At 60.2% G+C, this 26,095-nt stretch carries 23 protein-coding genes and 1 pseudogene; 10 read left to right on the forward strand and 14 right to left on the reverse strand.

Translation table 11 applies throughout. The annotated features are described in order from the left end of the window. Nucleotides 1-18: 18 nt before the first annotated feature. Nucleotides 19-990, forward strand: a complete 972-nt coding sequence (locus G7009_RS19795) for a CobW family GTP-binding protein (protein WP_181131788.1) — start codon at nt 19-21, stop codon at nt 988-990. A 2-nt stretch (nt 991-992) separates the two neighbouring features. On the opposite strand, the gene G7009_RS19800 is transcribed toward G7009_RS19795, so the two are convergent. Continuing rightward, nucleotides 993-1,385: a DUF3301 domain-containing protein gene (locus G7009_RS19800; protein WP_181131789.1), complete on the reverse strand. Its 393-nt coding sequence runs from the start codon at nt 1,383-1,385 to the stop codon at nt 993-995. A 116-nt stretch (nt 1,386-1,501) separates the two neighbouring features. On the opposite strand from G7009_RS19800, the gene pdxY reads away from it, so the two are divergent. Further along, on the forward strand, nt 1,502-2,374 hold the full coding sequence (gene pdxY / locus G7009_RS19805) for a pyridoxal kinase PdxY (protein ID WP_181131790.1): 873 nt from the start codon (nt 1,502-1,504) through the stop codon (nt 2,372-2,374). Nucleotides 2,375-2,389: 15 nt separating this feature from the next. Here pdxY and G7009_RS19810 read toward each other — a convergent pair whose 3' ends face one another. Beyond that, a complete protein-coding gene (locus G7009_RS19810) occupies nt 2,390-2,875 on the reverse strand; it encodes an acyl-CoA thioesterase (protein ID WP_219856691.1) in 486 nt (161 codons plus the stop codon). 321 nt (nt 2,876-3,196) lie between these two features. Between G7009_RS19810 and G7009_RS19815 the strand changes: the two genes are divergently transcribed. After that, nucleotides 3,197-4,957, forward strand: coding sequence for a cation:proton antiporter (locus G7009_RS19815; protein ID WP_181131792.1), 1,761 nt, complete (start codon nt 3,197-3,199; stop codon nt 4,955-4,957). A 123-nt stretch (nt 4,958-5,080) separates the two neighbouring features. Here the strand turns inward: G7009_RS19815 and G7009_RS19820 are convergent, their stop codons facing one another. The 4 genes from G7009_RS19820 to zwf all read right to left on the reverse strand — a co-directional run bounded on the left by G7009_RS19820 (nt 5,081) and on the right by zwf (nt 10,402). Beyond that, nucleotides 5,081-5,488, reverse strand: coding sequence for an SMI1/KNR4 family protein (locus G7009_RS19820; RefSeq protein ID WP_181131793.1), 408 nt, complete (start codon nt 5,486-5,488; stop codon nt 5,081-5,083). A gap of 112 nt (nt 5,489-5,600) precedes the next feature. Then, complete coding sequence (locus G7009_RS19825; protein ID WP_181131794.1) at nt 5,601-6,455, reverse strand: Tim44 domain-containing protein; 855 nt, start codon at nt 6,453-6,455, stop codon at nt 5,601-5,603. A 176-nt stretch (nt 6,456-6,631) separates the two neighbouring features. Further along, the gene (uvrD, locus tag G7009_RS19830; RefSeq protein ID WP_181131795.1) at nt 6,632-8,815 is read right to left on the reverse strand and encodes a DNA helicase II; all 2,184 of its coding nucleotides are present in this window, start codon (nt 8,813-8,815) and stop codon (nt 6,632-6,634) included. A gap of 144 nt (nt 8,816-8,959) precedes the next feature. Next, nucleotides 8,960-10,402, reverse strand: coding sequence for a glucose-6-phosphate dehydrogenase (gene zwf, locus G7009_RS19835; protein WP_181131796.1), 1,443 nt, complete (start codon nt 10,400-10,402; stop codon nt 8,960-8,962). Between the two features lie 103 nt (nt 10,403-10,505). Between zwf and hexR the strand changes: the two genes are divergently transcribed. Together hexR and G7009_RS19845 are read left to right on the forward strand one after the other, a co-directional pair. Then, a complete protein-coding gene (gene hexR, locus G7009_RS19840) occupies nt 10,506-11,372 on the forward strand; it encodes a transcriptional regulator HexR (protein WP_181131797.1) in 867 nt (288 codons plus the stop codon). 112 nt (nt 11,373-11,484) lie between these two features. After that, nucleotides 11,485-11,700, forward strand: coding sequence for a PA3496 family putative envelope integrity protein (locus G7009_RS19845; protein ID WP_181131798.1), 216 nt, complete (start codon nt 11,485-11,487; stop codon nt 11,698-11,700). Here the strand turns inward: G7009_RS19845 and G7009_RS19850 are convergent. Beyond that, on the reverse strand, nt 11,642-12,604 hold the full coding sequence (locus G7009_RS19850) for a LysR family transcriptional regulator (RefSeq protein ID WP_181131799.1): 963 nt from the start codon (nt 12,602-12,604) through the stop codon (nt 11,642-11,644). The two genes, G7009_RS19845 and G7009_RS19850, sit on opposite strands and share 59 nt — an antisense overlap. 189 nt (nt 12,605-12,793) lie before the next feature. Here G7009_RS19850 and G7009_RS19855 point away from each other — a divergent pair, with 189 nt between their 5' ends. The 4 genes and pseudogenes from G7009_RS19855 to G7009_RS19870 all read left to right on the forward strand — a co-directional run bounded on the left by G7009_RS19855 (nt 12,794) and on the right by G7009_RS19870 (nt 17,218). Continuing rightward, nucleotides 12,794-14,209: an acetyl-CoA carboxylase biotin carboxylase subunit gene (locus G7009_RS19855; protein WP_181131800.1), complete on the forward strand. Its 1,416-nt coding sequence runs from the start codon at nt 12,794-12,796 to the stop codon at nt 14,207-14,209. 10 nt (nt 14,210-14,219) lie between these two features. Continuing rightward, nucleotides 14,220-16,028 carry a sodium-extruding oxaloacetate decarboxylase subunit alpha gene (gene oadA, locus G7009_RS19860; protein WP_181131801.1) on the forward strand — a complete coding sequence of 603 codons (1,809 nt, stop codon included), beginning with the start codon at nt 14,220-14,222 and terminating at the stop codon, nt 16,026-16,028. A 517-nt stretch (nt 16,029-16,545) separates the two neighbouring features. Beyond that, nucleotides 16,546-16,743, forward strand: a complete 198-nt coding sequence (locus tag G7009_RS27835) for a HipA domain-containing protein (RefSeq protein ID WP_258197996.1) — start codon at nt 16,546-16,548, stop codon at nt 16,741-16,743. A 195-nt stretch (nt 16,744-16,938) separates the two neighbouring features. Further along, nucleotides 16,939-17,218: pseudogene (locus G7009_RS19870) on the forward strand (helix-turn-helix domain-containing protein). Between the two features lie 86 nt (nt 17,219-17,304). Here G7009_RS19870 and G7009_RS19875 read toward each other — a convergent pair. Genes G7009_RS19875 through G7009_RS19885 form a run of 3 tightly spaced genes read right to left on the reverse strand, consistent with a single transcriptional unit; the run spans nt 17,305 to nt 19,080 of the window. Beyond that, entirely contained in the window at nt 17,305-17,979 is a 675-nt protein-coding gene (locus tag G7009_RS19875) for a GNAT family N-acetyltransferase (protein WP_181131802.1), read from the reverse strand. A 13-nt stretch (nt 17,980-17,992) separates the two neighbouring features. Continuing rightward, on the reverse strand, nt 17,993-18,439 hold the full coding sequence (locus G7009_RS19880) for a GNAT family N-acetyltransferase (protein ID WP_181131803.1): 447 nt from the start codon (nt 18,437-18,439) through the stop codon (nt 17,993-17,995). Nucleotides 18,440-18,450: 11 nt separating this feature from the next. Continuing rightward, a complete protein-coding gene (locus G7009_RS19885) occupies nt 18,451-19,080 on the reverse strand; it encodes an FMN-binding negative transcriptional regulator (protein ID WP_181131804.1) in 630 nt (209 codons plus the stop codon). Nucleotides 19,081-19,168: 88 nt separating this feature from the next. On the opposite strand from G7009_RS19885, the gene pdxR reads away from it, so the two are divergent. Next, nucleotides 19,169-20,692: a MocR-like pyridoxine biosynthesis transcription factor PdxR gene (gene pdxR, locus G7009_RS19890; protein WP_181131805.1), complete on the forward strand. Its 1,524-nt coding sequence runs from the start codon at nt 19,169-19,171 to the stop codon at nt 20,690-20,692. A 280-nt stretch (nt 20,693-20,972) separates the two neighbouring features. Here pdxR and G7009_RS19895 read toward each other — a convergent pair whose 3' ends face one another. The 4 genes from G7009_RS19895 to G7009_RS28060 form a co-directional block, all read right to left on the reverse strand. After that, entirely contained in the window at nt 20,973-22,076 is a 1,104-nt protein-coding gene (locus G7009_RS19895) for a polyamine ABC transporter substrate-binding protein (RefSeq protein ID WP_181131806.1), read from the reverse strand. Beyond that, entirely contained in the window at nt 22,073-23,119 is a 1,047-nt protein-coding gene (locus G7009_RS19900; protein WP_181131807.1) for a histone deacetylase family protein, read from the reverse strand. Before G7009_RS19900 ends, G7009_RS19895 begins: the two co-directional genes overlap by 4 nt. A 946-nt stretch (nt 23,120-24,065) precedes the next feature. Next, entirely contained in the window at nt 24,066-25,058 is a 993-nt protein-coding gene (locus G7009_RS19905; RefSeq protein ID WP_181131808.1) for an AraC family transcriptional regulator, read from the reverse strand. A 522-nt stretch (nt 25,059-25,580) separates the two neighbouring features. Then, a complete protein-coding gene (locus tag G7009_RS28060; RefSeq protein ID WP_181131809.1) occupies nt 25,581-25,835 on the reverse strand; it encodes a hypothetical protein in 255 nt (84 codons plus the stop codon). Nucleotides 25,836-26,095: the final 260 nt, after the last annotated feature.

Consider the following 26,095-nt stretch of genomic DNA (forward strand, 5'->3'; position numbering starts at 1 on the left):
TCTTGCCGAAGCCATGACATGCTGCAGAACATTCCCACCCACGTGATCGCCGGCCCGCTAGGGGCCGGGAAAACCAGTCTGATTCATCACCTGCTAAGCCAAAGGCCTACTGGCGAGCGATGGGCGGTATTGGTCAACGAATTCGGGCAGATTGGCCTGGATGCGGCACTGCTGGCGCGCGACAGTGATGACATCGTGATCAGCGAGGTGGCAGGCGGATGCCTCTGTTGCGTCAATGGCATGCCCTTCCAGGTGGGCCTTTCGCGCTTGTTGCGCAAGGCACGTCCCGATCGTCTGTTCATCGAGCCGTCTGGCTTGGGGCATCCAGCACAATTGATGGCTCAGCTGACAGGTTCGCCCTGGCGTGGCGTACTCATCGTACAACCGCTGGTAATGGTTCTGGATACCCTATCCATGGCGCAAGGAGAGGTACTTCCCGAAGCACAGCAGCAGGCGTTGGCCGCCGCGAGGCTGTTGATAATGAACAAATCGGCAGCTGTGGATGAATCGAGCAGGCTGTTGATAACGGAAAGACTGCCGTTATTGCCAACGGTGTGGATAAATCACGGTGTAATAGCGATTGAACAAATTTTGCAGTTATCAACAGGAGAACTCAGGGGTGATATTGTTGATAAGTTGCCTGTGGAGAGTAATCCACAGCCGTTGAGTGCCTTGTGGATAGATCCCCGAAGCCCGTATTGCCGTGTGCATCAAGGTATAGATGCCTGGAGCATTGGCTGGCATTGTCACCCTCAACAAACCTTCGATCTTGCTCGTCTGCAGGCTTTTCTTGAAGAATGGCCCTGGCGTCGAGCCAAGTTGGTTATCCACAGCCCCGACGGATGGAAGTCCTTCAATGGACTTGGCCGCCAACCCATTGCCTGGCAAGCCAGCGAGTGGCGCAAGGACTCGCGCATAGAGCTCATCTTCGAGCATCCGCAACCGGTCGATGCTCTCAAGGTATCATTGCAGAGCTGTTGCCTGGTATAGGCTCAATTGCGCCAGCGGTTGTGTTCCTGGCGCCACTGCTTCATCTCGATGACATTATCCGCGTGCGGCGGCGTCTTGATCTCGAATGGATAAGGGGCCAGCTCGATTTGCACGGCATGAGCGCCGAACTGGGTGACGGTACCAGGGTGACGTTGCTCTCCGGTGACAGTGAACTCGAAACCATAGATACGGGCCAGGCGCTTGCGGCCATTGGCATCGCGAACGAAGGCGATGCGCTTGAGCGCGACGTTATCGTCCAGCAGCTCGAGCTCGAGTTTGGCGCAGTGTTGCTTGACCCTTTCCAAGGCTTTTTCACGCAGCCCATGGTTATGCCAACACCAGGCACCTGCTGTCGCCAGCAGCATCAGGACGAAGAGGTTTTCCAGGTCGAACATCTGTATAGCTCCAAACGGGTCGAATCAGCTTAACTGCGTCCATGGTCTGTCGTACAGGTAGCAATTGAGTCCATACTGCGCGGCGCATTTTCTTGAATAACTCGTGGAAACCCTGCATGAAACGCACACCGCACCTGCTCGCCATCCAGTCACACGTGGTTTTCGGTCACGCCGGAAACAGCGCCGCGGTGTTTCCGATGCAGCGAATAGGCGTCAATGTCTGGCCGCTCAATACCGTGCAATTCTCCAACCATACTCAGTATGGCCAGTGGGCGGGAGAAGTGCTCGCGCCTGCGCAAATTCCCGCGCTGGTCGATGCGATCGCCGGCATCGGCGAGCTGGGGAATTGCGATGCGGTGTTGTCCGGTTACCTGGGCAGCGCCGAGCAGGGGCGTGCCGTTCTTGCGGGCGTAGAGCGTATCAAGGCGGCGAACCCGCGGGCGCTGTATCTCTGCGACCCGGTCATGGGTCACGCGGAAAAGGGTTGCGTCGTACCGCCTGCCGTCAGCGAATTCCTTCTGCGGGAGGCGGCATCGGTTGCCGATATCCTCTGCCCCAACCAGCTCGAACTGGACAGCTTCTGTGGCCGTCGGGCCGAGTCGCTCGCGGACTGTGTCGTCATGGCCCGCAGCCTGTTGGAGCGCGGACCCCACGTCGTGCTCGTCAAGCACCTGGCCTACCCTGACCGCGCCAAGGAGCTTTTCGAAATGCTGCTGGTGACCCGTGAGGGAGCCTGGCATCTGCAGCGGCCCTTGCTGGCGTTTCCGCGCCAACCGGTCGGCGTGGGCGACCTGACCTCAGGACTGTTCCTGGCCCGCGTGCTTCTAGGCGACAGCTGGGTGGAAGCTTTCGAGTTCACCGCCGCTGCGGTACACGAGGCGCTGCTGGAAACCCAGGCTTGCACCAGCTATGAACTGCAACTGGTGCGCGCCCAGGACCGCATCGCGCATCCGCGCGTGCGCTTTGAAGCACATCGCTTGGAATATTAGTGGCCTGCGTGGCCACTAGAGGCTGTCGGTCTTTAGGTCGCGGTAGCGTTTTTCCAGCTCCTGTCGGATCAGGCGTCGCTGCTGGCCTTGCAGGAACCGGCGTTTCTCCTCGCTGTTCTGCGGCTGGCGTGGCGGCACAGGCACAGGCTTGCGATTGTCATCCACGGCAACCATGGTGAAGAAGCAGCTATTGGAGTGTCTTACCGAGCGCTCGCGGATGTTTTCGGTAACGACCTTGATGCCTACTTCCATCGACGTATTGCCCGTGTAGTTCACCGAGGCCAGAAAGGTCACCAGTTCGCCGACATGGACGGGCTCGCGGAAAATCACCTGGTCGACCGACAGGGTGACGACATAGCTGCCCGCATAACGGCTGGCGCACGCATAGGCGACCTCATCGAGGTATTTGAGCAAGGTACCGCCATGGACGTTACCTGAGAAGTTGGCCATGTCCGGGGTCATCAGGACAGTCATCGACAGCTGGGCATTTCCGGGTTCCATAGTGTGCTCACGGTGAGGTTGCGCTGAAACGGGGCCGGTATCTGCAGACACTTCTGTTCCCCTCTTGAATTATCCCATCCTGAAACGGGACGCTCTTCGGCTGGCCGCCGTCACGCGCATCGTGCCACCCATGCAAGTCAACGGGGCGATCTGTTTCTACATATTGCACCAGCCATCTGTGAAGGGACGCGATGGTAACCTGAGTACGTCCATGCAAGATGGACTTTCCTACATTTAAAACAGTATGTACTCGCTGCTTGATCGGAAGCTTTCTGATAGAGCAGCGGTGTGTCCGTGCATTGATACAAGGAGTACCCGGCCATGCATGCCATCAGTTTCATCCAGGACCTGGCAGTGATAATGCTGGTCGCCGGGGTTGTCACCATCCTTTTCCATCGTCTCAAGCAACCTGTCGTGCTCGGCTATATCGTCGCGGGCTTCATCATCGGCCCGCACACGCCTCCCTTCGGATTGATCCACGACGAAGACACCATCAAGATCCTGGCCGAGCTGGGGGTCATCTTCCTGATGTTCTGCCTGGGTCTGGAATTCAGCCTGCGCAAGTTGTTCAAGGTTGGCGCCACGGCCTTCATCGCCGCCTTCCTGGAAATCATCCTGATGATCTGGATCGGTTTCGAGATAGGCCGCTGGTTCGGCTGGAGCACCATGGACTCGTTGTTCCTGGGCGCAATCCTGGCGATTTCCTCGACAACCATCATCGTCAAGGCTCTCAATGACCTGAAGATGAAGAACGAACGCTTTGCCCAATTGATCTTCGGCGTGCTGATCGTCGAGGACATTCTGGGCATTGGCATCATTGCACTGCTCTCGGGCATCGCCGTCAGTGGAACGGTCAGCTCGGGCGAAGTCTTCTCCACGGTCGGCAAGCTCTCTTTGTTCATGGTCGTCGCCCTGGTCGTCGGCATCTTGCTGGTGCCGCGGCTCCTGGCTTACGTAGCGAAGTTCGAAAGCAACGAGATGCTGCTGATCACTGTCCTGGGCCTGTGTTTCGGCTTCTGTCTGCTGGTGGTCAAGCTCGAGTACAGCATGGTCCTCGGCGCGTTCCTGATCGGAGCGATCATGGCCGAGTCACGTCAGCTGGTGAAGATCGAGCGCCTGATCGAGCCGGTACGGGACATGTTCAGCGCCATTTTCTTCGTTGCCATCGGTTTGATGATCGATCCTCAGGTGCTGGTCGAGTACGCCTGGCCGATCGTCGTCATTACCCTGGCCGTGGTAATGGGCAAGATGTTGTCGTGCGGCATGGGGGCGTTCATTGCCGGCAATGACGGGCGCACGTCGCTGCGTGTCGGCATGGGCCTTTCGCAGATCGGCGAGTTCTCGTTCATCATCGCGGCACTGGGCATGACCCTGCAGGTCACGAGCGATTTCCTCTATCCGGTCGCCGTGGCCGTGTCCGCCATCACTACCTTGCTGACTCCCTACCTGATCCGAGCGGCGGATCCGCTGTCGATCAAGTTGGGTAACGTGATGCCGCAGCGGCTGTCGCGGGTGCTGTCGTTGTATGGCGAATGGTTGCGCAGCATCCAGCCACAGGGCGAGGGGGCGATGCTGGCGGCGATGATCCGGCGCATTCTCCTGCAGGTCGGTGTCAACCTGGCCCTGGTCATCGCGATTTTCTTCAGCGGAGGCTATTTCGCCGAGAGGATCGGCGGCTACCTGAGCGAGTGGATCAATGACGTCAGCCAGCAGAAGGCACTGATCTGGGGAGCGGCATTGCTCGTGTCCCTGCCATTCCTCATCGCGGCCTATCGCAAGCTCAAGGCCCTGTCGATGCTGTTGGCGGAGATGGGAGTCAAGCCGGAAATGGCTGGCCGCCATACACAGCGGGTACGACGTGTCATTGCCGAAGTCATACCGCTGCTGTCGCTGTTGGTGATCTTCCTGCTGCTGGCGGCATTGTCGGCCAGCATCCTGCCGACCAACGAGCTGCTGCTGCTCATTGCCGTGGTTGCGGCTGGGGTCGTGGCCTTGCTGTGGCGATGGTTCATCCGCGTGCATACACGCATGCAGATCGCCTTGCTGGAAACCTTGGAAAACAATCGCGACCACATCCCCTGAGGGTGAGGCACTCGAATGCCTCCCGGACAGCCCGGCAAGCATTGGAAACATATCGCCAGGCGTAGGGCGCCTGGCGATCAACAGGCAATCGACAGCCTGCCACCTACCCTGGAGCGGGGCAGATCAGCTTTCCAGCCAGACATCCCGCGCCCAGTGCCAGACCGATTCCCAGCTCTCTTCGGTGACCAGTTCTTCTTCAGCGGACCAGAGCACCACCGTGCCGTCTTCTTCGACGCAGTAGTAGTCGTCGCCGTTCTGACAGATCGGAATCAACTCGCGCGGTACCCCGGCATCCCAGGCGTTCGCAGCCACGTCGGGCAAATAGGTATGGGACTGTGGATCGGTGACGGTCACCGGCTCCAGGCTGCCATACACCACGTCGCTGACGGTCAGGAGATACTCCTTGAACACGAACGGGATATTGATGAACAACTGCTCCTCGATCTCGACAAGCACGTCTTCGTCGGGAAGCTCCAGGGGTACCGGTACCGGTTCATTGGCTTCACGGAGCTGCTCGATAACTTCTTCCACGGATCACATCCTCTGACCTTGATGACAACGCTGCGCGTTATACCCTAGTAGGGCACTCAGCTAAAAGCAAAAACCCCGAGGCAGGCCCGGGGTTTTTTGTACTGCAAGGTGATCAGTCGTTCTGGCGGATACCTGCGAGCATCCAAGGCTGGTTTTCGCCCGGTGCCCGTACCATGTGCCAGCTTTCGCTGAAGGCTTCGCCCTGATCGAAGCGCGAGGTCTTCGAAATGCCACGGAAGGTCAGGGTAGCGTCGGTCTTGTCGGCCCGATCCTCGATACCGTCGAGTTGCACGTCGAGGTTGTCGATGTAGGTCGACTGGAAGCCATCACCCAGGTCGGCGCGTTCGCGCTTGAGGAATTCAAGCATCTGCGGCGTGACGAACTCGGTGATCTTGTCCATTTCGTTGGCATCCCAGTGCTGCTGCAGCGACTGGAAGTGGTTGCGGGCTGCCGCCAGGAAGCTCTGCTCGTTGAACCAGGCCGGGGCGTTGATCGTTGGTGCCGCAGCCGCGACAGGAGCCGCGCTACCACCGAAGACCGACGACTGGGCAGGTTGTGCATGGGTTTCACGCTGGAAAGGCGCGTGGCCGGCTGGCGTCGCATGCGCCTGCTGCTGGCGACGACGCGCGGCGATGAAGCGGAACACCAGGAACGCGATCAGACCCATGATCAGGAAGTCGAGGATCTGCATGCCCTGGAAGCCATCACCCATGAACATGGAAGCCAGCAGGCCACCGGCGGCGAGGCCGGCCAGCGGGCCCAACCAGCGCGAGGCGCCACTGGCGGCTGCCGGGGCACGACCGGGGGCGGTCGGCGCGGCGGCTGGAGTGTTTGGTGTAGCCTGGCGAGTCTGGTGCATAGGCGCGGAGCCAGAGCTCTTGCCGCCGCCGAAACGCTTGGCGTTGGCATCGAGGCTCAGCGTCAGGCTGACGCAGAGCGCCAGGGCGATGCTAAGAAAACGTTGCATAGATGGGTATTCCCGTTTTGTGGATTGCACGCGCGTCATGTTGCACAGGTTGCGGGACACATGACCAGCGCCATAATGTTTCCAGCTTTTGCCTGACAGGATGTCAGGCATAGCTGGTGCAGCTGTGAGTCTTTTATCCAACAGGTGTAGGAAAGACCCCACAAGAGACAGAAAGGTCAGATGGCTTCCAGTTTGGCGTATCCCAGCATCAACCACTTGCTGCCTTCGGCGAAGTTGACCTGAACCCGCGCCTGGGCGCCAGAGCCTTCGAAGTTGAGGATCACGCCTTCGCCAAACACCGAATGCTGTACACGCTGGCCGAGGGCGAACGCGGTCTCCGGAATGCTGGCGTTGGCGAACAGACTGTTGCTCTGGGTCTGTGCCCCCCCGAATGGGCGGCTGACGGAGTTCGACAGGCGAACTTCCTGAATCAGGCCAGCCGGCACTTCGCGAACGAAGCGCGACACCTTGTTGTAGGTCTCGCTACCGTACAGCCGTCGCGTCTCGGCGTAGGTCATGACCAGTTGCCGCATGGCGCGAGTAATGCCGACATAGGCCAGACGGCGCTCTTCCTCCAGACGGCCGGGCTCTTCCAGGCTCATCTTGTGGGGGAACAGGCCTTCCTCCATGCCCACCAGGAAGACATAGGGAAATTCCAGGCCCTTGGCGCTGTGCAGGGTCATCAGCTGGATACTGTCTTCATGCTCGTCCGCCTGGGTATCGCCGGCTTCCAGCGAGGCATGCCCCAGGAACGCCGACAGCGGCGAGAGATTGCCGTCGTCTTCGCTGGTTTCGAAGTTGCGCGCGGCGCTGACCAGTTCCTCGAGGTTTTCCACCCGGGCCTGGCCTTTCTCGCCTTTCTCTTCCTGGTGATAGATGATCAGGCCGGACTGCTCGATCACGGTCTGGGCCATCAGGTGCAGCGGCATCTCCATGACCTTGGCGGCCAGGTTTTCCATCAGCTCGATGAACGCCCCCAGCGCGCTGGCCGCGCGGCCCTTGAGCGCCTTGTTGGCGAGCAACTGGCACATGGCTTCCCACATCGATACGCTGCCGTGCCGGGCATGGTTGCGTATCGCCTCGACGGTCTTCTCGCCGATGCCCCGCGGCGGCACGTTGATCACACGTTCCAGCGCGGCATCGTTGCCACGGCCTTCGAGCAGGCGCAGGTAGGCCATGGCGTTCTTGATCTCGGCTCGCTCGAAGAAGCGTTGCCCACCGTAGATCCGGTAGGGAATGCGTTCGCGCAGCAAGGCCTCTTCAAGCACCCGTGACTGGGCGTTGGAGCGGTAGAGAATGGCGACTTCGTTGCGTTTGGCGCCTTGCTTGAGAACGGCCTCGATGGTTTCCACCACGTAACGCGCTTCATCATGCTCGTTGTAGGCCGCGTACAGACTCAGGGGCTCGCCCTCGCCGACATCGGTCCACAGTTCCTTGCCCAAGCGTCCGCTGTTGTTGGCGATCAGGGCGTTGGCGGCCTTCAGGATGCCCGCGGTGGAGCGGTAGTTCTGCTCCAGGCGGATCAGTTCGGCGTCCGGGAAGTCGGCCGTGTACTGGTGGATATTCTCGATCTTGGCGCCGCGCCAGCCGTAGATGGACTGATCGTCGTCCCCGACCGCCATCAGGCTGTCGCCACCCGCGGCGAGCATGCGCAGCCAGGCGTATTGGACGGCGTTGGTATCCTGGAACTCGTCCACCAGCACATGGCGGAACCGCCGCTGGTAGTGCTGGAGCAGGCTGGGGTTGTCGCGCCACAGGTCCAGGGCGCGCAGCAGCAGCTCGGAGAAGTCGATGACACCCGCGCGTTCGCAGGCAGCCTCGTAGGCTTCATAGACACTGCGCATGGTCCCCAGGAACAGGTCGCCGCCGGCCTGGATGTGCTGCGGGCGCAGGCCCTCGTCCTTCTGGCCGTTGATGAACCATTGGGCCTGGCGTGCCGGCCAGCGCTGCTCGTCGAGGCCAAGCTCGCGCATCACCCGTTTGACCAGCCGCTGCTGGTCGTCGCTGTCGAGGATCTGGAAGTTCTGGTTCAGCCGCGCTTCCTGCCAATGGGCGCGCAGCAGCCGGTGCGCCAGACCGTGGAAGGTGCCGACCCACATGCCGGCCGGGTTGATGCCCAGCAGCTGCTCGATGCGATGGCGCATTTCCGCGGCGGCCTTGTTGGTGAAGGTCACCGACAGGATCGAATGCGGCGAGGCATGCTCGACCTGGATCAGCCAGGCGATACGGTGCACCAGCACGCGGGTCTTGCCCGAGCCGGCACCGGCCAGGACCAATTGACGCCCGACCTTGGCAGCTACGGCCTGGCGTTGGGCATCGTTGAGGGAGTTCAGCAGGAGGGAGAGGTCGTCATTGCGCATCCGGCCATTCTAGGGTCGGGGCGGGGGGAGGGCAAACACTGGCAGAGGAAATATGCCTTCCTTTTTGTCATGAGCCGTCGGGCGGTCATGCATGCCGCATCGTCGAAGCCCGGCAGACCCCGCCGCCCGTCAGTCCGAAAGCGCTCAGCTGTGCCAGGTACTGCCCTGACGGGCAAGCAGACTGTGCGCCTGCTCTGGGCCGTGGGTACCGGCCGGATAGGGCCTTGGCGCCTGGAAATGCGCATCCCAACCCTTGAGGATCGGATCGATCCAGGCCCACGCCGCCTCGACCTCGTCGCGGCGCATGAACAGCGTCGAGTCACCGTCCACGACGTCCAGCAGCAGGCGCTCGTAGGCATCCCAGCGACGGGTCTGGCCGAACACCTGCGCCAGGTTCAGGTCCAGTTCGACCGGTTCTAGGCGCATCCCCCTGCCAGGGCTCTTGGTCATCATGCGCAGGCTGATGTGCTCATCGGGCTGGAGCTGGATCAGCAGCTGGTTGACCTGCCCGCCAGGGAATAATTCATGGGGCACCGGCTTGAACTGGATGACGATCTGCGAGGAGCGCCGTGCCAGGCGTTTGCCGGTACGCAGGTAGAACGGCACGCCGGCCCAACGCCAGTTGTCGATGTGCGCCTGGACAGCGACGAAGGTTTCGGTGTCACTGTCGTTGTCGACATCCTTTTCAAAGTAGTAGGCGGGGACTTCCTGTCCGCCGATCTTGCCGGCGCTGTACTGACCGCGCACGGTCTTGTCCTGCACGTCCAGGCCGCAGATGGGCTTGAGCGCTCGCAGGATCTTCACCTTCTCGTCGCGCACCGCTTCGGCGTCGAATTGCGCGGGCGGCTCCATGGCCACCAGGCACAGCAGCTGCAACAGGTGATTCTGCAGCATGTCACGAGTAGCGCCGGCGCGGTCGTAGTAGGCGCCGCGGTTCTCGACACCCAGGGTTTCGCAGACACTGATCTGCACATGGTCGACCTGACCGTTGCGCCAGACCGGTTCGAGCAGCGCGTTGGCAAAGCGCAGGGCCATGAGGTTCTGCACCGTTTCTTTGCCCAGGTAGTGATCGATGCGAAAAACCTGCGATTCTTCGAAGACGGCGCCAATGGCCTCATTGATGACGGTTGCCGATTCCAACGAGTGACCGATGGGCTTTTCCAGCACGATTCGCGCTTCGCTATCGGCCAGACCGGCGATGCGCATGTGGTTGGCGATCGATACGAAAAGGTTGGGGGCGGTGGCCAGGTAGTAGATCCTCGTCAACCCGCCCGATTCGCCGATGTAGCGCGCCAGGCGGCCAAAATCGGCGCTCTGGGACGCGTCCATGGGGAAGTAGTCCAGGCGTGCCGAAAAACGGTGCCAGACGTCTTCCTCGAAATCGCTTCGGGCGATCTGTGCCCGGCAGCGGCGCTCGGCCAGCTTGATGTAATCGGCGCGTGGCAGGTTGCGCCGCGCCAGGGCGATGATCCGCACGGCGGTGTGCAGGCGGCCCTCGCGATACAGGTGATAGAGCGCCGGCAGCAGCTTGCTCAGGGCCAGGTCGCCCGTGCCGCCGAAAACCAGTATGTCACAGGGGATAGTCAATACCACCACTCTCCATGTTCGTTTAGCTGGGCGGGTCGCTGGTCATGTAGTATAACTACAAGAAAGCTACATCCGGCCAGCTGATCATAACCGAGTCCCGCCAGTGAATCTGTTGCAACACATCGCCCAATCGCGCCACTTGCTGCGCAAATCGGAACTCAAGGTAGCCGATCACGTACTTCTCGATCCGGCCGCCGTCATGCACAGTTCCATGGCCGATCTTGCCCACAGCGTCGGCATCAGCGAGCCGACCATCGTGCGTTTCTGTCGGGCGATCGGCTGTTCAGGGTTTCAGGATCTCAAGCTCAAGCTCGCGCAAAGCCTGGCCGCTGGCGCCAGTTTCGGCCAGTTCGCGATCCATGAGGACGACTCGGTCGCCGACTACAGCCTGAAGATCTTCGACACCACCCTGCATACCTTGATGGAAGTGCGCGAACACCTCGACCCGGAGGCCCTGCAAATGGCGGTCAGCGCCATGGCCCAGGCGCAGCGTGTCGAGTTCTACGGGTTCGGTGCATCAGGTGCCGTGGCCGCCGATGCCCAGCACAAGTTCTTCAGGCTGCTGCTCACCGCGGCCGCCTACAGCGATCCGCACATGCAGGCGATGTCGGCGGTGACGCTCAAGCCCGGCGACGTGGCGGTGTGTATTTCCCAGTCGGGTCGCTCCAAGGACCTGCTGATCACCGCCAACCTGGTACGCGAAAGCGGGGCCAGCCTGATCACCCTGTGCCCGAGCCAGACGCCGCTGGCCGAGCTGTCGACCGTGAACCTGGCGATCGACGTACATGAAGATACCGAGATCTATACCCCGCTGACCTCGCGCATCGCGCACCTGGTGGTGATCGATGTCCTGGCCATGGGCGTGGCGATGGCGCGTGGGCCGAGCCTGGTCAACCACCTCAAGAGCGTCAAGCGCAGCCTGCGCAGCCTGCGTCTGTCGCCCAAGTCCATCAAGGCCGTGGACGACTGAAGTCGAGCCCTGCGCAGGGCTCAACCTTCATGCATTTGTCATGGATTTTCCACCAAAGCGTAAAATCCCGAGGCCAGTCTGAAGCTCCCGCACTCGATCAGGGAGACAGGCAATGGCTCGTGATTTCGATGGCTCGCAACCTACCGCAAAAGCCCGCAAACAGCAGCAGAAGGACCAGCGTCGCATGGAGTTTCGTCGTGCGATCGAAAGCTACGACGAACAGCGTCAGCTGCTGCGTGAGCTGGCCGATTTCCCCGATCTGCGGGAAATCACTGTCTGGCAGGTATCGGCGGCAACTTCCCCGAAAATCGCTCCACAAGGGCGCTGATCTGCGCTCGCTCGCTTCTGATGAACGCCATGAACGCCAGCGCCACGGGTGACTGGCGCTTGGCCTTGGACTGCACCATGCACCAGCTGCGGTACAGCGGCAGTTCCTCGACCGGCAACTCGCACAGCACGCCCGTGGCCAACTCCATGTTCACCGCGTGGCGGGTCAGCAAGGCAAGGCCGAGACCGGCGATCACGCATTCGCGCTGCGCATCGTTCGAGGCCACTTCCAGAGTCTGGGTGAAGTGCACCCGCTTTTCCTTGAAGTACTCATCGCACGCCTTGCGTGTTCCGGAGCCTTGTTCGCGGACGAGCAACGTATGAGGTTCGAGATCCTGCAGGCGCAAGCGCTCGAGCTTGCACAACGGATGATCCGGCGGTGCTACCGCAACGATGGGATTGTTCAGGAACGGCATGAACTCCAACCCCATGTCCTGAGGCACCATGGACATGATGATCAGGTCGTCGCGATTGTCGGAAAGCCTGCGGATGGCCTGGGCGCGATTGACCACCGTCAGCGTCAGGTTGACCTCCGGGTGACATTGCTTGAAGGCAGCGAACAGGTGTGGCACGAAGTACTTGGCACTGGACTCGATCGCCAGTTTGAGCTGACCTTGCAATGAGCCCTGCATATCGGAGAGTTGCATGTCGAGGCTCTCCAGGCGCCCGAAGATATCCCTGCTGGCGCGTTGCAGCGCTTCGGCGGCCTCGGTCAGGTAGAGCTTCTTGCCCACATACTCGAACAACGGTTGGCCCACCAGTTCCTCGAGCTGGCGAATCTGCAGGCTTACGGCGGGTTGTGTCAGCGACATCTCTTCCGCCGCGCGACTGTAAGAGCGTAAATCACACACTTCATTGAAGATTTGCAACTGACGCAATGTCATACGCATCAATGACTTACGCATTATTTTATCCCATCCTGCAAAACCTTGTAACGTCACTATAAGCTTTTACTAATGCAGGCTCTAACAAATATTGATTTTTGTTTATCAACCTTCAGCGCTAGGGTGATAAGGCGACTGACCAGCAGCGCAGGGTCACGCGCCGACCGGTAATACCGGCTCGTCTGTTCCATCGGCTTTGGGAAGAATCCAGTGATAAAAAAAATCCTGATCGCCAACCGGGGTGAGATTGCAGTTCGTATCGTGCGTGCTTGCGCCGAAATGGGCATCCGCTCTGTCGCGATCTATTCCGACGCCGATCGTCACGCCTTGCACGTCAAGCGCGCCGACGAGGCACACAGCATTGGTGCCGAGCCCCTGGCCGGTTATCTGAACCCGCGCAAGCTGGTCAACCTTGCTGTGGAAACCGGCTGCGATGCGTTGCACCCAGGTTACGGTTTCCTATCGGAAAATGCCGAGCTCGCGGAAATTTGCGCGGAGCGCGGAATCAAGTTCATCGGTCCGTCCGCGGACGTGATCCGTCGGATGGGCGACAAGACCGAAGCACGCCGCACCATGATCAACGCCGGCGTACCGGTGACCCCGGGTACCGAGGGCAACGTCGCCGATATCCATGAAGCCTTGAGCGAGGGCGAGCGCATCGGCTATCCGGTCATGCTCAAGGCCACGTCCGGTGGCGGTGGCCGCGGGATCCGTCGCTGCAACAACCGCGAAGAGCTGGAACAGGCCTTCCCGCGGGTGATTTCCGAAGCGACCAAGGCGTTCGGCTCAGCCGAAGTGTTCCTGGAAAAATGCATCGTCAATCCCAAGCATATCGAAGCGCAGATCCTCGGTGACAGCTTCGGCAATGTGGTTCACCTGTTCGAACGCGATTGCTCGATCCAGCGTCGCAACCAGAAACTCATCGAGATCGCCCCCAGCCCTCAGCTGACCCCGGAGCAGCGCGCGTACATCGGTGACCTGGCGGTGCGCGCGGCCAAGGCGGTCGACTACGAGAACGCCGGTACCGTGGAGTTCCTGCTTGCCGATGGCGAGGTGTACTTCATGGAGATGAACACCCGGGTGCAGGTAGAACACACCATTACCGAGGAAATCACCGGTATCGATGTGGTTCGCGAACAGATCCGTATCGCCTCGGGGCTGCCTTTGTCGGTCAAGCAGGAAGACATCCAGCACCGCGGCTATGCCCTGCAGTTCCGTATCAACGCCGAAGATCCGAAGAACAACTTCCTGCCCAGCTTCGGCAAGATCACCCGTTACTACGCGCCCGGCGGTCCTGGCGTGCGTACCGATACCGCGATCTATACCGGCTACACCATTCCACCGTTCTACGACTCCATGTGCCTGAAACTGGTGGTCTGGGCGCTGACCTGGGAAGAGGCCATGGACCGTGGCCTGCGGGCGCTGGACGACATGCGCGTACAGGGCGTGAAGACCACCGCCGCGTATTACCAGGAGATCCTGCGCAACCCGGAATTCCGTAGCGGCCAGTTCAATACCAGCTTCGTCGAAAGCCACCCGGAACTGACCAACTACTCGATCAAGCGCAAACCCGAAGAGCTGGCCTTGGCCATCGCCGCCGCCATTGCCGCCCACGCAGGCCTGTGAGGAACCCATAATGTCCAAGAAAATTTTCGTAACCGACACAATCCTGCGCGACGCCCATCAGTCCCTGCTGGCCACCCGCATGCGCACCGAAGACATGCTGCCGATCTGCGAAAAGCTCGACAAGGTCGGCTACTGGTCGCTGGAAGTCTGGGGCGGCGCCACCTTCGACGCCTGCGTGCGCTTCCTCAAGGAAGACCCGTGGGAGCGCCTGCGCAAGTTGCGCGCGGCATTGCCCAACACCCGCCTGCAAATGCTTCTGCGCGGCCAGAACCTGCTCGGCTACCGTCACTACAGCGATGACGTGGTCAAGGCATTCGTCGCCAAGGCCGCGGTCAACGGCATCGATGTGTTCCGTATCTTCGACGCCATGAACGATGTGCGTAACCTGCGCGTGGCGATCGAAGCGGTCAAGGCCTCGGGCAAGCATGCCCAGGGGACCATCGCCTACACCACCAGCCCGGTGCACACCACCGATGCCTTCGTAGCGCAGGCCAAGCAGATGGAAGCCATGGGTTGCGATTCCATCGCGATCAAGGACATGGCCGGTCTGCTGACCCCTTACGCCACCGGTGAGCTGGTCAAGGCACTGAAGGCAGAGCAATCGCTGCCGGTCTTCATCCATTCCCATGATACCGCTGGCCTGGCCGCCATGTGCCAGCTCAAGGCGGTCGAGAACGGCGCGGATCACATCGATACCGCCATCTCCAGTTTCGCCTGGGGCACCAGCCATCCAGGTACCGAATCGATGGTCGCGGCCTTGAAGGGCAGTGAGTTCGACACCGGCCTGGACCTGGAGCTGTTGCAAGAGATCGGCCTGTACTTCTATGCCGTACGCAAGAAGTATCATCAGTTCGAAAGCGAGTTCACGGCGGTGGACACTCGCGTTCAGGTCAACCAGGTGCCAGGCGGCATGATTTCCAACCTGGCCAACCAGCTCAAGGAGCAAGGCGCGCTCAATCGCATGAACGAAGTGTTGGCGGAAATCCCGAAGGTTCGCGAAGACCTCGGTTACCCGCCGCTGGTGACGCCGACCTCGCAGATCGTCGGCACCCAGGCCTTCTTCAACGTGCTCGCCGGTGAGCGTTACAAGACCATCACCAACGAAGTGAAGCTCTACCTGCAGGGCGGCTACGGCAAGGCGCCGGGAACCGTGAGCGAGAAGCTGCGTCGCCAGGCGATCGGCAGCGAAGAGGTCATCGACGTGCGTCCGGCCGACCTGCTCAAGCCGGAAATGACCAAGCTGCGTGCCGACATTGGCGCCTTGGCGCGTTGCGAGGAAGACGTGCTTACCTTCGCCATGTTCCCGGATATCGGTCGTAAGTTCCTCGAAGAACGCGAAGCCGGCACACTGGTGCCTGAAACCTTGCTGCCGATCCCCGAGGCCGGCGCTGTCACGGCTCCAGGCGGTGAAGGCGTGCCGACCGAGTTCGTGATCGACGTTCACGGCGAGACCTACCGCGTCGATATCACCGGTGTCGGCGTCAAGGCCGAAGGCAAGCGGCACTTCTACCTGTCCATCGACGGCATGCCGGAAGAAGTGGTGTTCGAGCCACTCAACGATTTCGTCGGTGGCGGCGGCAGCAAGCGCAAGCAGGCCAGCGCGCCTGGGCACGTCAGTACCACCATGCCGGGCAATATCGTCGATGTGCTGGTCAAGGAAGGCGACGCCGTGAAAGCGGGCCAGGCCGTGCTGATCACCGAAGCCATGAAGATGGAAACCGAAGTCCAGGCGGCCATCGCCGGCAAGGTTACCGCCATTCATGTCGCCAAGGGCGATCGAGTGACGCCAGGCGAGATCCTGATCGAGATCGAAGGCTGATCGAAGCCTTCTTAGCAACGGTTAACCTCGGGGAGCGAAAGCTCCCCTTTTTTTGCTCCCGTTTTTGAGCGATCTATAGACTGTATCTGCAGCATAATGCAGATAAAACTCAATATGGCTTTTAGGTACGCATAAAAAATGCAGAAATAATGGGATTAGGTTAGAAGTGCATTAAAGTGCAGATCCCTATGTATCTATTAACCGTGCAGATCTATTCCTCAGGCCGTTGGCAGGATGCAATGACCTGTCGGTTCTCTCATCCGAAAAGTGGGCTGCGAAGTCTAGGCATCGAGACTGTTGCAACCGATGAGATGGCATTGGAGGAGGGCAGCAAGCCGAGCTTGTGGATGAGACGCTTCGATCCCGGGTCAGTGAGCAGGGCGCCTGGCAATCGAGTCGATCTACTCGGTGGCTGGTGTGGAGGAGCCAGGTAGCCGGATGAGCCACGTCGATGTCATCCACCTGTTAGGGCGGCTGTGGATAGAAGCCGGACAGCGTACGCAGGTGCAAGACTTGGTTGGGCAATACCTGCCGGGACCTGATCAACAAGACTCTGGGCAACTTCGATAATCATGGGCGCAATACCGCGATCATTCGTGGGCAGAACGGATTGTCCCTGGCGCCGATCTACGACCTTGCCCCAATGGTACTTGATGCGGAAGGCATCACTCGTACTACCAATGGCCTACCGGCATCGAGCGGAGTGGCGAAATAGATTGGCGCGCAGCCTGCGATACACTCGCAGGCTTGCTCAATCCTCTACAGGTGTTCGAGCAGCTGCGGCAGGATGCCCGGCTGTTGATGGCGCTGCCGGATTTGCTGGCTGACAGCGGTCTGCCCGACGCGGTCATGAATCATCCAGCCGTTGCCTTGAAACATCTGAAAAGCGCATGACAGCATGGGGACCGCTTTGACGCTCTCGATCGATGTTCGCCGCTTGCTGATCGAGGGTGTACGCGATGGCATAGCCGATGGCTCACTCGAATTGGGCGCCGGGGTTCGACGCTTGCGTATCGAAGTGGCAAAGATGCAGCAAAGCCAGTTCGCCCGTTATGTGCAAGATCTCGGTGCGCACACTCATCCAGATTGAGCAGGGTGAAGGCAATCCCACATTGAAATCGCTGAACGCCATGTTCCGCCCGTTTGCTCTGCAGATGAGGGTCGTTCGGCGTCAGCGAAACATCAATTGAACAGGAGCCTGTCTGGCTGCCTTGAAGTTGTCTCGCCGGAGCAAGGCCGGCACTTTGCGGCTGTACACCGCAAAGCCAATCCACCGTTACGGCTCCTTGCGGCAAGCCTCCAGCGTTCTGAGCTGGCCTTCGGGTCGCTGGTTCTCGGCGCTCAACCATTGTTCGAAACCCCGAGCGATCGCGGGCCACTCGTCATCCGTGATGGAAAACCAGGCGGTATCGCGGTTACGGTCCTTGATCACCATGTGTTTGCGGAACACGCCTTCGAAGGTGAAGCCGAAGCGCTCGGCGGCACGCTTGGAGCGGGCATTATCGTTGTTGCACTTCCATTCCAGGCGCCTATTGCCCAGCTCGAAAGCCAGCTTGCCAAGCAGATAGACCGCTTCCGTGCCCTTGGGAGTACGTTGCATCGCGCCGCCGAACGCGATGTGCCCGATCTCGATGCGGCCCTGGTCGGGCACGATCGACATCAGACTGAGAATGCCCTGGGCTCTGCCGCTTTGCGTGTCGATGACACTGAAGAACAGTGGGTCGCGGGTTGCGGCATTGCTGTCCAGCCAGTGGTCGAAGCCTTCTTCGTCGGTAAAAGGACCGTAGGCAAGGTATTTCCAGAGCTCGGGATCGGCGCCCGGGCCTTGGAAGACATCCCGCAACGCCTCGCGATGGCGATGGGCATGGAGTTTCTCGAGACGGATGAAACGGCCTTCGAGAGTCGTGGCCGTAGGTACCTTCGCCGCCTGCCAGTGTAGTGGATGATTCATGATCGACTCCGGGTCAAAGCGCTTTGCGAAACTGAATGAAGCCAGAGCGTTCGGCCACCTGTTCATACAGGCCAATGGCACCGGTGTTGGTCTGATGAGTCAACCAGTGAACCTTGCTGCTGCCCAAGGCCCCGGCCTCGGCATAGACATGCTCGATCAGTTGACGACCAATGCCTAGGCCGCGCTGCTCGCTGTCGACGTAGAGATCCTGCAGGTAACAGGAGTTCTCGATGCTCCAGTTGGAACGATGATAGATCCAATTGACCATTCCCACCGCCTTGCCATCCACCCAGGCCAGAGCCGAATGGGTAGGTTCGGTAGGGTCGAGCAGACGCTGCCAGGTGCTGGCGCTGACGTCTTCGGCAAGCTGCGCTTCGTAGAAGCGCAAGTAAGCTTGCCATAAAGGTAGCCAGGCAGCGTGATCGTCGATGCTGACAGGACGCAGGGTGACGTTGGGCATGGGCGATTCCTTCAAGGTTGGCGCATGTGCGCCGCGAGTTGGTTGTCCAGGTGGTCGGGACTGCTGGCCAGACGCGTGCGTACGCCTTCGATATCCTGGGCGGCACGGTTCTGGCTGAGTTTGCGGGCGCCTTGCAGACGATTGATGGGCAGGCGTATGCCGACGATCGCGCGTAGCATCCCCTGAATGTAGTCGGTGGGTGCGTCGGTCACTTTCCAGGGCTCGCTGCGGCCCTGTTCATGCCGGTCGGTAAGTCGGCTGACGATATCCAGCAGACGCGGACCGTCCTGAATGACCTCCGCCACCCCGTACGCGTGCACCGCGAGGTAGTTCCAGGTGGGTACCGTGCGGGGATCTTCTGCCTTGCTTGGATAATAGCCGGGGCTTACATAAGCGTCGGCTCCGGCGAATATCATCAACGCCTCGGTGCCTGCCTGCAAGTCGAGCCACTGTTGGTTGGCCCGAGCCAGGTGCGCGTAGATCGTGCCCTGGGTACCTTCGGTCGGATCGATCAACACGGGCAAATGAGTGGCCAGCAAGCCATGCTTGCCGTGGCTTGCCAATAGGGCGAGGCGGCTCAGCGACATCTGCCGGTGCAGATGCTCGAGATCGTGTTCCTGATGGGATCTGGCGTTGTACATGGCTTGGTCCTTGTCGAATGGCTCCATCCTAGGCAGGCTAATGGCTCAAGTTAAGAGCCATTAATGACCAATTCGATAGGTCCAATCTGTGAACGAGCATCCGCTTGACCTGTCCTTCGACCCTGCCGGAATCGTGCTCGACAGGCGCCTTGGCCTCAGTCGCCAGCTGTATCAGGCATTGCGCGAGCGTGTGCTGGACGGTCGTCTGGGCAGTGGTGCCCGATTGCCGGCCAGCCGCGATCTGGCCGCGATATTGAAGCTGTCTCGCAACAGCGTGGTGAGGGCCTACGATCAGCTGTATGCCGAAGGCTATATCGAAAGCCGAGTCGGTGACGGCACCTATGTGAGCCAGCTAAAAAAACTATCCACAAAACCATCCACAGGGTTATCCCTGGGTTTATCAACAGATTTATCCACATATTCTTCAAAAAATACTGAGGGTTCGTCCAGTTCCGATAGGTCGGGCGATACGCTGGAGCGTCTGAAAAATCATCATTTGCCACCGCCAAAAAGCGGACCGCCTCGCGCATTTCGGGTAGGCGTCCCGGCATTCGATCTGTTCCCATTCCAAGTCTGGGCCAGGTTGCAAGCGGGTTTCTGGCGCAATCCGGATCCAGCGCGGCTCGGTTACGGTGACCCGGCGGGCGAGCCACTGCTACGCGAGCTCATCGCCGCTTATCTGCGAAGGTCACGGGGGTTGTCCTGCAGTGCTGAACAAATAGTGATCACCAGTGGCGCACAGCAAGCCATAAGCCTTTGTGCACAGTTGCTGCTCAAGCCAGGTGACTGTGTCGCTGTGGAAAATCCAGGCTATCGCGCCGCCGCACATGCACTTTCGCTACACGGCGCACGCCTTGAAGGGATTCCCGTCGACGGCGAAGGCCTTGATTGCGAGGTGCTGGAAACCCTGGCGGACTGTCGGCTCGCCTATGTCACCCCTGCGCATCAATATCCAACGGGAGTGACCATGAGCCTGGCCCGGCGTCTGTCGCTGCTGGCTTGGGCCGAACGCAGCGGCGGCTGGATCATCGAGGACGACTATGACGGCGAATACCGCTACAACGGCGCCCCCTTGGCGCCGCTGGCGGCATTGGACCAACATGCCCGAGTGCTGTACGTCGGTACGTTCGGCAAGATCGCTTTTCCGGCGCTGCGGCTTGGTTATCTGGTGTTGCCGGAAGGCTTGGTGCAAGCGTTCTCCCAGGCATGCGCCCTGGCCGTACGACATTCCGAGGTCGGCGCCCAGAGCGTGATGGCGCAGTTCATGGCGCAAGGACATTTTCAGCGGCACATCCGCCGCATGCGCCGGGCCGCCTTGAGTCGGCGCAACGTGCTGCAGGCCGGCTGGCCTAGGGATGTGCCAGGTCTCGGGCCGATGCCCGAAGTCGCGGCGGGACTGCATGTGAAGGTAGACGTGGACACCCTGGCGCGTGAGGCGGAATTGGTGGCGCGAGCCGAAACGGCGGGTGTAGAAATCAATCCTCTGAGCAGCTATTGGCTGGACGATCAAACGCCTGTGGATAACCACGCCGGACTGGTGCTCGGCTTCGCCGCCGTGAGCGAAGCCGAAATCGCCAATGCGCTGATGCGCCTGCGCAAGGCCTGGCGCTAGTCGCTAATGCCAGTCAGTTAAGGGAAGTCGTCGATTCACATGCTGGCGCTCAGCCTTCGGCTCGAATTTCTTCAGAGAAGCTGATGGCCTATCGCGGGACAAGCCCGCTCGCCACCAGTATGCGCTGTAGCGAAGATATATATGCCTGGTGGCGAGCGGGCTTGTCCCGCGATAGGCCATCAGCTTCTCTGAAATTAGAAAGCCGAACATTTTCTTAACTGACTGACATTAGGCGCTAGTGCTTGTATTTCTGACTGGCACCCGAATCAGTCGAAGGCCTTCAGGTCCCGGACTTTATACGTGTCCACGCCCGCGTGCGGGCACGTTCGGCATCGCGCGACAAAGGCGTGAGGGTGTACAGCTTGGTCATGGCCTCGGCGGTCGGATACAGGTTGGGATTGTTGCGAATGGCCGGGCTGACCTTCTCGGTCGCATCCTTGTTGGGGTTGGGATAGCCGACGAAATCGCTGATCGGCGCGATGACTTCCGGCCGCAGCAGGTAGTTGATGAATACATGGGCATCTTCGGCATTGGCCGCGTTCTTGGGAATGGCCAGCATATCGAACCAGATCGGCGCGCCTTCCTTGGGCAGGCGCATGTCGACCACCACACCGTTCTTCGCATCCAGCGCGCGATTGGCGGCCTGGGAGAAACTGCCCGAATAGCCGACCGCCACGCAGATGTCCCCGTTGGCGATATCGGCCATGTACTTGGAAGAGTGGAAGTAGGTGATGTGCGGACGGATCTTCAGCATCAACGCCTCGGCCTTCTGGTAGTCGGCCGGCTTGTCGCTGTTCGGTGGCAGCCCCAGGTACTGCAAGGCCAAGGGCAGGATCTCCGACGGCGAGTCGAGCAGGGCTACACCGCATTGCTTGAGCTTGGCGATGTTCTCTTCCTTGAAGATCAGGTCCCAACTGTCTACCGGGGCATCGTTGCCGAGCGCGGCCTTGACCTTTTCCGGGTTGAAACCGATCAGGACAGTGCCATACATGTAGGGCACGGCGAAGCGATTGCCTGGGTCGCTCTTCTCCACCAGCTTCATCAACGCGGGATCGAGATGCTGCCAGTTCGTCAGTTTCGAGCGATCCAGAGGCTGGAATACGCCGGCCTCGATCTGCTTGGCCAGGAACACGTTGGATGGCACCACCACGTCATAACCGGAATTGCCCGTGAGCAACTTGGCCTCGAGCGCTTCGTTGGTGTCGAAGATATCGTAGACCAGCTTGACCTCGGTCTCGGCCTTGAAGTCGGTCAAGGTCTTCGGGGTGATGTAGTCGAACCAGTTGTAGACGCGCAAGGTGCGTTGCTCGGCCTGTGCCGGCAACGCTGCGCAAACGAGGCTGGCGCACATCAACGAGGCAAGCAGTGGCTTGAGACGGATCATGAATGAGCTCCTGGTTGGGCATGCTGGAAGCCTTCCAGCACGTTGACGGCGTTGATGCCGATCTCTTCCACGGCGTAACCGCCTTCCATCACGAACAACGTCGGCTTGCCCAGCCGGGCGATACGCTCACCCATTTGCAGATAGTCCGGGCTGTCGAGGCGAAACTGCGAGATCGGGTCATGCATGAAGGTGTCCACGCCCAGCGAAATAACCAGTACGTCCGGCGTATAGGCAGCTATACGCTGGCAGGCATCTTCCAGGGCCTGGCTCCAGGCGGACCAGTCGCTGCCAGCGGGCAAGGGATAATTGACATTGCATCCCAAGCCTTCGCCTTCGCCTTCCTCGTCCGCGTAACCCAGGAAGAAAGGAAACTCGGCCTGAGGGTCGCCATGGATCGAGGCGAAGAACACGTCATTGCGGCGATAGAAGATGTCCTGGGTACCGTTGCCGTGGTGATAGTCGACGTCCAGGATGGCGACCTTGCCGTACCCTTGGTCAAGGAAGGCCTGAGCGGCGATAGCGGCGTTGTTCAGGTAGCAATAGCCGCCCATGACCTCTGCCGCGGCGTGGTGTCCAGGTGGACGGCACAGGGCAAAGGCCGCATGTGCTCCCTCCTGGATAGCCGCCTGAGCGGTGAGGGCGACCTGCGCAGCGCTGTAGGCAGCCTGCCAGGTACCGGCGGTGATCGGTGCGCCGGCATCGAAACTGTAATAGCCAAGCTCGCCATGCAGCCCGACAGGTTTGACCTGGCGAAGCGTGCGCGCCGGCCAGGTGAAAGGCAGCAGGTCACCGTCGTGACCGAGTTGTGCCCAGCGTGCCCAGGCACCTTCGAAGAAGTCCAGGTAGTCGGCGCTGTGTACCCGGAGTAGCGGCGCTCGACCAAAGTCGCGCGGTGGCTGCACCGGGCCGAGTTCACGCTTGCGCACTTGTTCCAGCACATGGTCCGCGCGCGAAGGCATCTCGAAGCAGGGCATCAGCTGGCCATTGATCAGCTCGCAGCGGCCATGGTGCAAACGATGGTCATCGGAATAAACCGTCAGCATTTCTTGTTCTCCGTTTTTCACTGGCATGGGCCATTGTCAGGGCCTGCCAAAGAAGGGAAAACGACGCAAACGGCCAAAAGGGGATAGATATGGCCAACTGTGTCGCCCGCCGTTGTTCTTGGTTCTGACGCGTTTCCGGGCAGTTAAGGAAAAAAGCTCATGTTTCGAATTTTGAAGCTTTATTCCGGCCTCTCGAATCTTCGCTGAAGCTGATGGCCTCGTCGCGGGACAAGCCCGCTCGCCACCGTGACCATGTTCGGTCCGATCCAGTCCAGTCCAGTCCGGTGGCGAGCGGGCTTGCCCCGCGACGAGGCCCTCAGCCTCACCAAAGCTCCAATAGGCCAAAAAGCATCAACACTCCAGCTCACCACCGACGGTCCGGACACAACTCCAGTGGCGAGCGGGCTTGCCCCGCGACGAGGCCATCAGCCTCACTAAAGCTCCGATAAGCCAAAAAGCATCAACACTCCAGCTCATCACCGACGGACCGGACACAACTCCAGTGGCGAGCGGGCTTGCCCCGCGACGAGGCCCTCAGCTTCACTAAAGCTCCGATAAGCCAAAAAGCATCAACACTCCAGCTCACCACCGACGGTCCGGACACAACTCCAGTGGCGAGCGGGCTTGCCCCGCGACGAGGCCCTCAGCCTCACTAAAGCTCCAATAGGCCAAAAAGCATCAACACTCCAGCTCACCACCGACGGTCCGGACGCAACTCCAGTGGCGAGCGGGCTTGCCCCGCGACGAGGCCATCAGCCTCACTAAAGCTCCAATAGGCCAAAAAGCATCAACACTCCAGCTCACCACCAACGGTCCGGACACAACTCCAGTGGCGAGCGGGCTTGCCCCGCGACGAGGCCATCAGCTTCACTAAAGCTCCAAGAGGCCAAAGAGAAGCTTCAACATTTAAACCGCATGTTGTTCCTCAGCCGACTGGCATTGCCACTCAACTGCGAAAATGACTCGGCGCCACCCCGCTCCAGCGCTGAAACGCATGTCGAAAGCTGGCGGTCTCACTGAAGCCGAGGGTTTCGGCAATCCGATAGATCGGCATCTGGTCTTCGGCGAGCAACTGCTTGGCGCGCTCGAAGCGTAGTTCGTCCAGCAATTGCTGGTAGCTGCTGCCCAGCGCGTGCAAATGCCGGCGCAAGGTCCGCGAGGAGCAATTCATTTGCCGGGCCAGACCATCGATCCCCGGCGCGGCATCCAACTGCTGCTGCAGTAGCTGGCGAATACGTCCCAACCAGGCCTGACGGCCAGTAAATTCCATGTTCAGACGTCGACAGCGCTCGTTCATGGCCTGGTACGTGATCGGATCGGCCAACGGCAAGGGCGCCTCCAGCCAGCGACGATCGAAGGCGAAGGCATTGTCAGCGGCGGCGAACGCCAGTGGGCATTGGAATGCCTTGCCGTAGAGCGCGTGATAGCCCGGCTGCTCATGTTCGAAGCGTGCGCCCAGCAGCGGTAGTGGCTGCCCCAGCAGGTCATCGCAGATGACCTTCAGCGAAGTCAGGCAAAACTCGGCATTGAATGCGGCCAGTGCCGCCGATTCCCGGTATTCGCTGGCGCACAGCCAGATCCGCTGGCCATCGTCGGCCAGGCGCAGGTGGAAAAGTGTTCCCAACAATGCCGGATAGCCCATCGCCAAACGCAGGGCGTCACCTAAGGTGGCACTGGAGAGCAAGGCGTAACCGAGCATGCCGTAGCAGGACACATGCATGCGCTGGCCCAGGTGCAGCCCGATGTCTTCGCGTCGCGCCACGGCATTGCTGCAGACCGTCTGCTCCTGTTGCGTGGTGATACGCCCATCGGCATGGTCGAGGTCCGCCAGGCCAATGCCGCTGCCGACGAGCAGCTCGTCGACGCTGCCGCGTTCGTCCTGGAAAACCTTGAGAATCAGCGAGACGGCATTCAGGGTAGTCAGATGGGTAGGCAGCATGCTTGGCGTCTGGCGTTGAGGTGGAAGCATTGTGGAGCAATTTATGTGCCTTGGTTCCTGATTGGAGGAGGGCACGAAGGTTTCATGATGAACCGGAGCTGCACAGTTGAACTGGGCTGGAGTGGCAGATATCTGTCCCAAAAAGTTTCGCTCCTTCAGCATTTGGGAAAGTAACCTGCGCAAGCTTCCGCCGTTTCTGCGGTGTCAGGCTGGTTATTCAGGGCTAGTTTCCTCGGGTCGTCTTGTTTCTTGCTTGGCGATTAGGGGTGAGAATCTACCGAACGAATGAGCGGCATCCCGTTATGGCAGCCGTGCGCGGCCAGACCTCGGTCTGGCCGAGTTCCTTCGTTCCTCGGTTTTTCACCCCGTGTACGGCTGCCACCCTTATTCTGTGAGAAGAACAGGGGGCAGCTCCCGTAACGCATGGGGGCAAAGCCATGAAAAAGATCGTCCCCTGACCCCCCGCATACCCGTCCCAATCCCCTTATCACCACCCCATACTTTTCTATCCACAGCCATCTCTTACCGTCCGACTCTCAGGCCTACGCCAGCGAGCTCCTGCGCGGAATCTTCGAGACCACCGACGAATACTGTCGAGCGCGCGCCCTCGAGCCAGGGCAGGGCATGTTGGTGAACGTGCTGCACTCGGCGGAATTCGCGCGTGCGCTGGTCGAGCATGCGCTCACCAAACTTCAGACCACCACGGATCAAGGAGTGACGCCATGAGCCGGACAATCGAGCGAAAACGGCAACAACCCCCGGCACCGCGATCTTCATCCGCAGCAAGTATCCGCCCGGCGACCTGTTCCGCATCACACCGGACATCCCCTGCGACTATGCGCTGGAGCAGGCCGCGACCATCCTTGACAAGTTTTCCCTGGATGCCCTGGTGAATTTGCTGGCCTACGCAGATCTGGAAATCGATTTTACAGTTAAGAAAAAAGCGGCCTGATCCAGGATGCACAGCAACGTACTGGCTTTTGCGATAGCCAGTTTTGAGAAGCCATTAATCCCTGTCGCGGCGAGCCCTGCCGCTG

Source organism: Pseudomonas capeferrum, from assembly GCF_013523055.1.
Taxonomy (GTDB): Bacteria; Pseudomonadota; Gammaproteobacteria; order Pseudomonadales; family Pseudomonadaceae; genus Aquipseudomonas; species Aquipseudomonas capeferrum_A.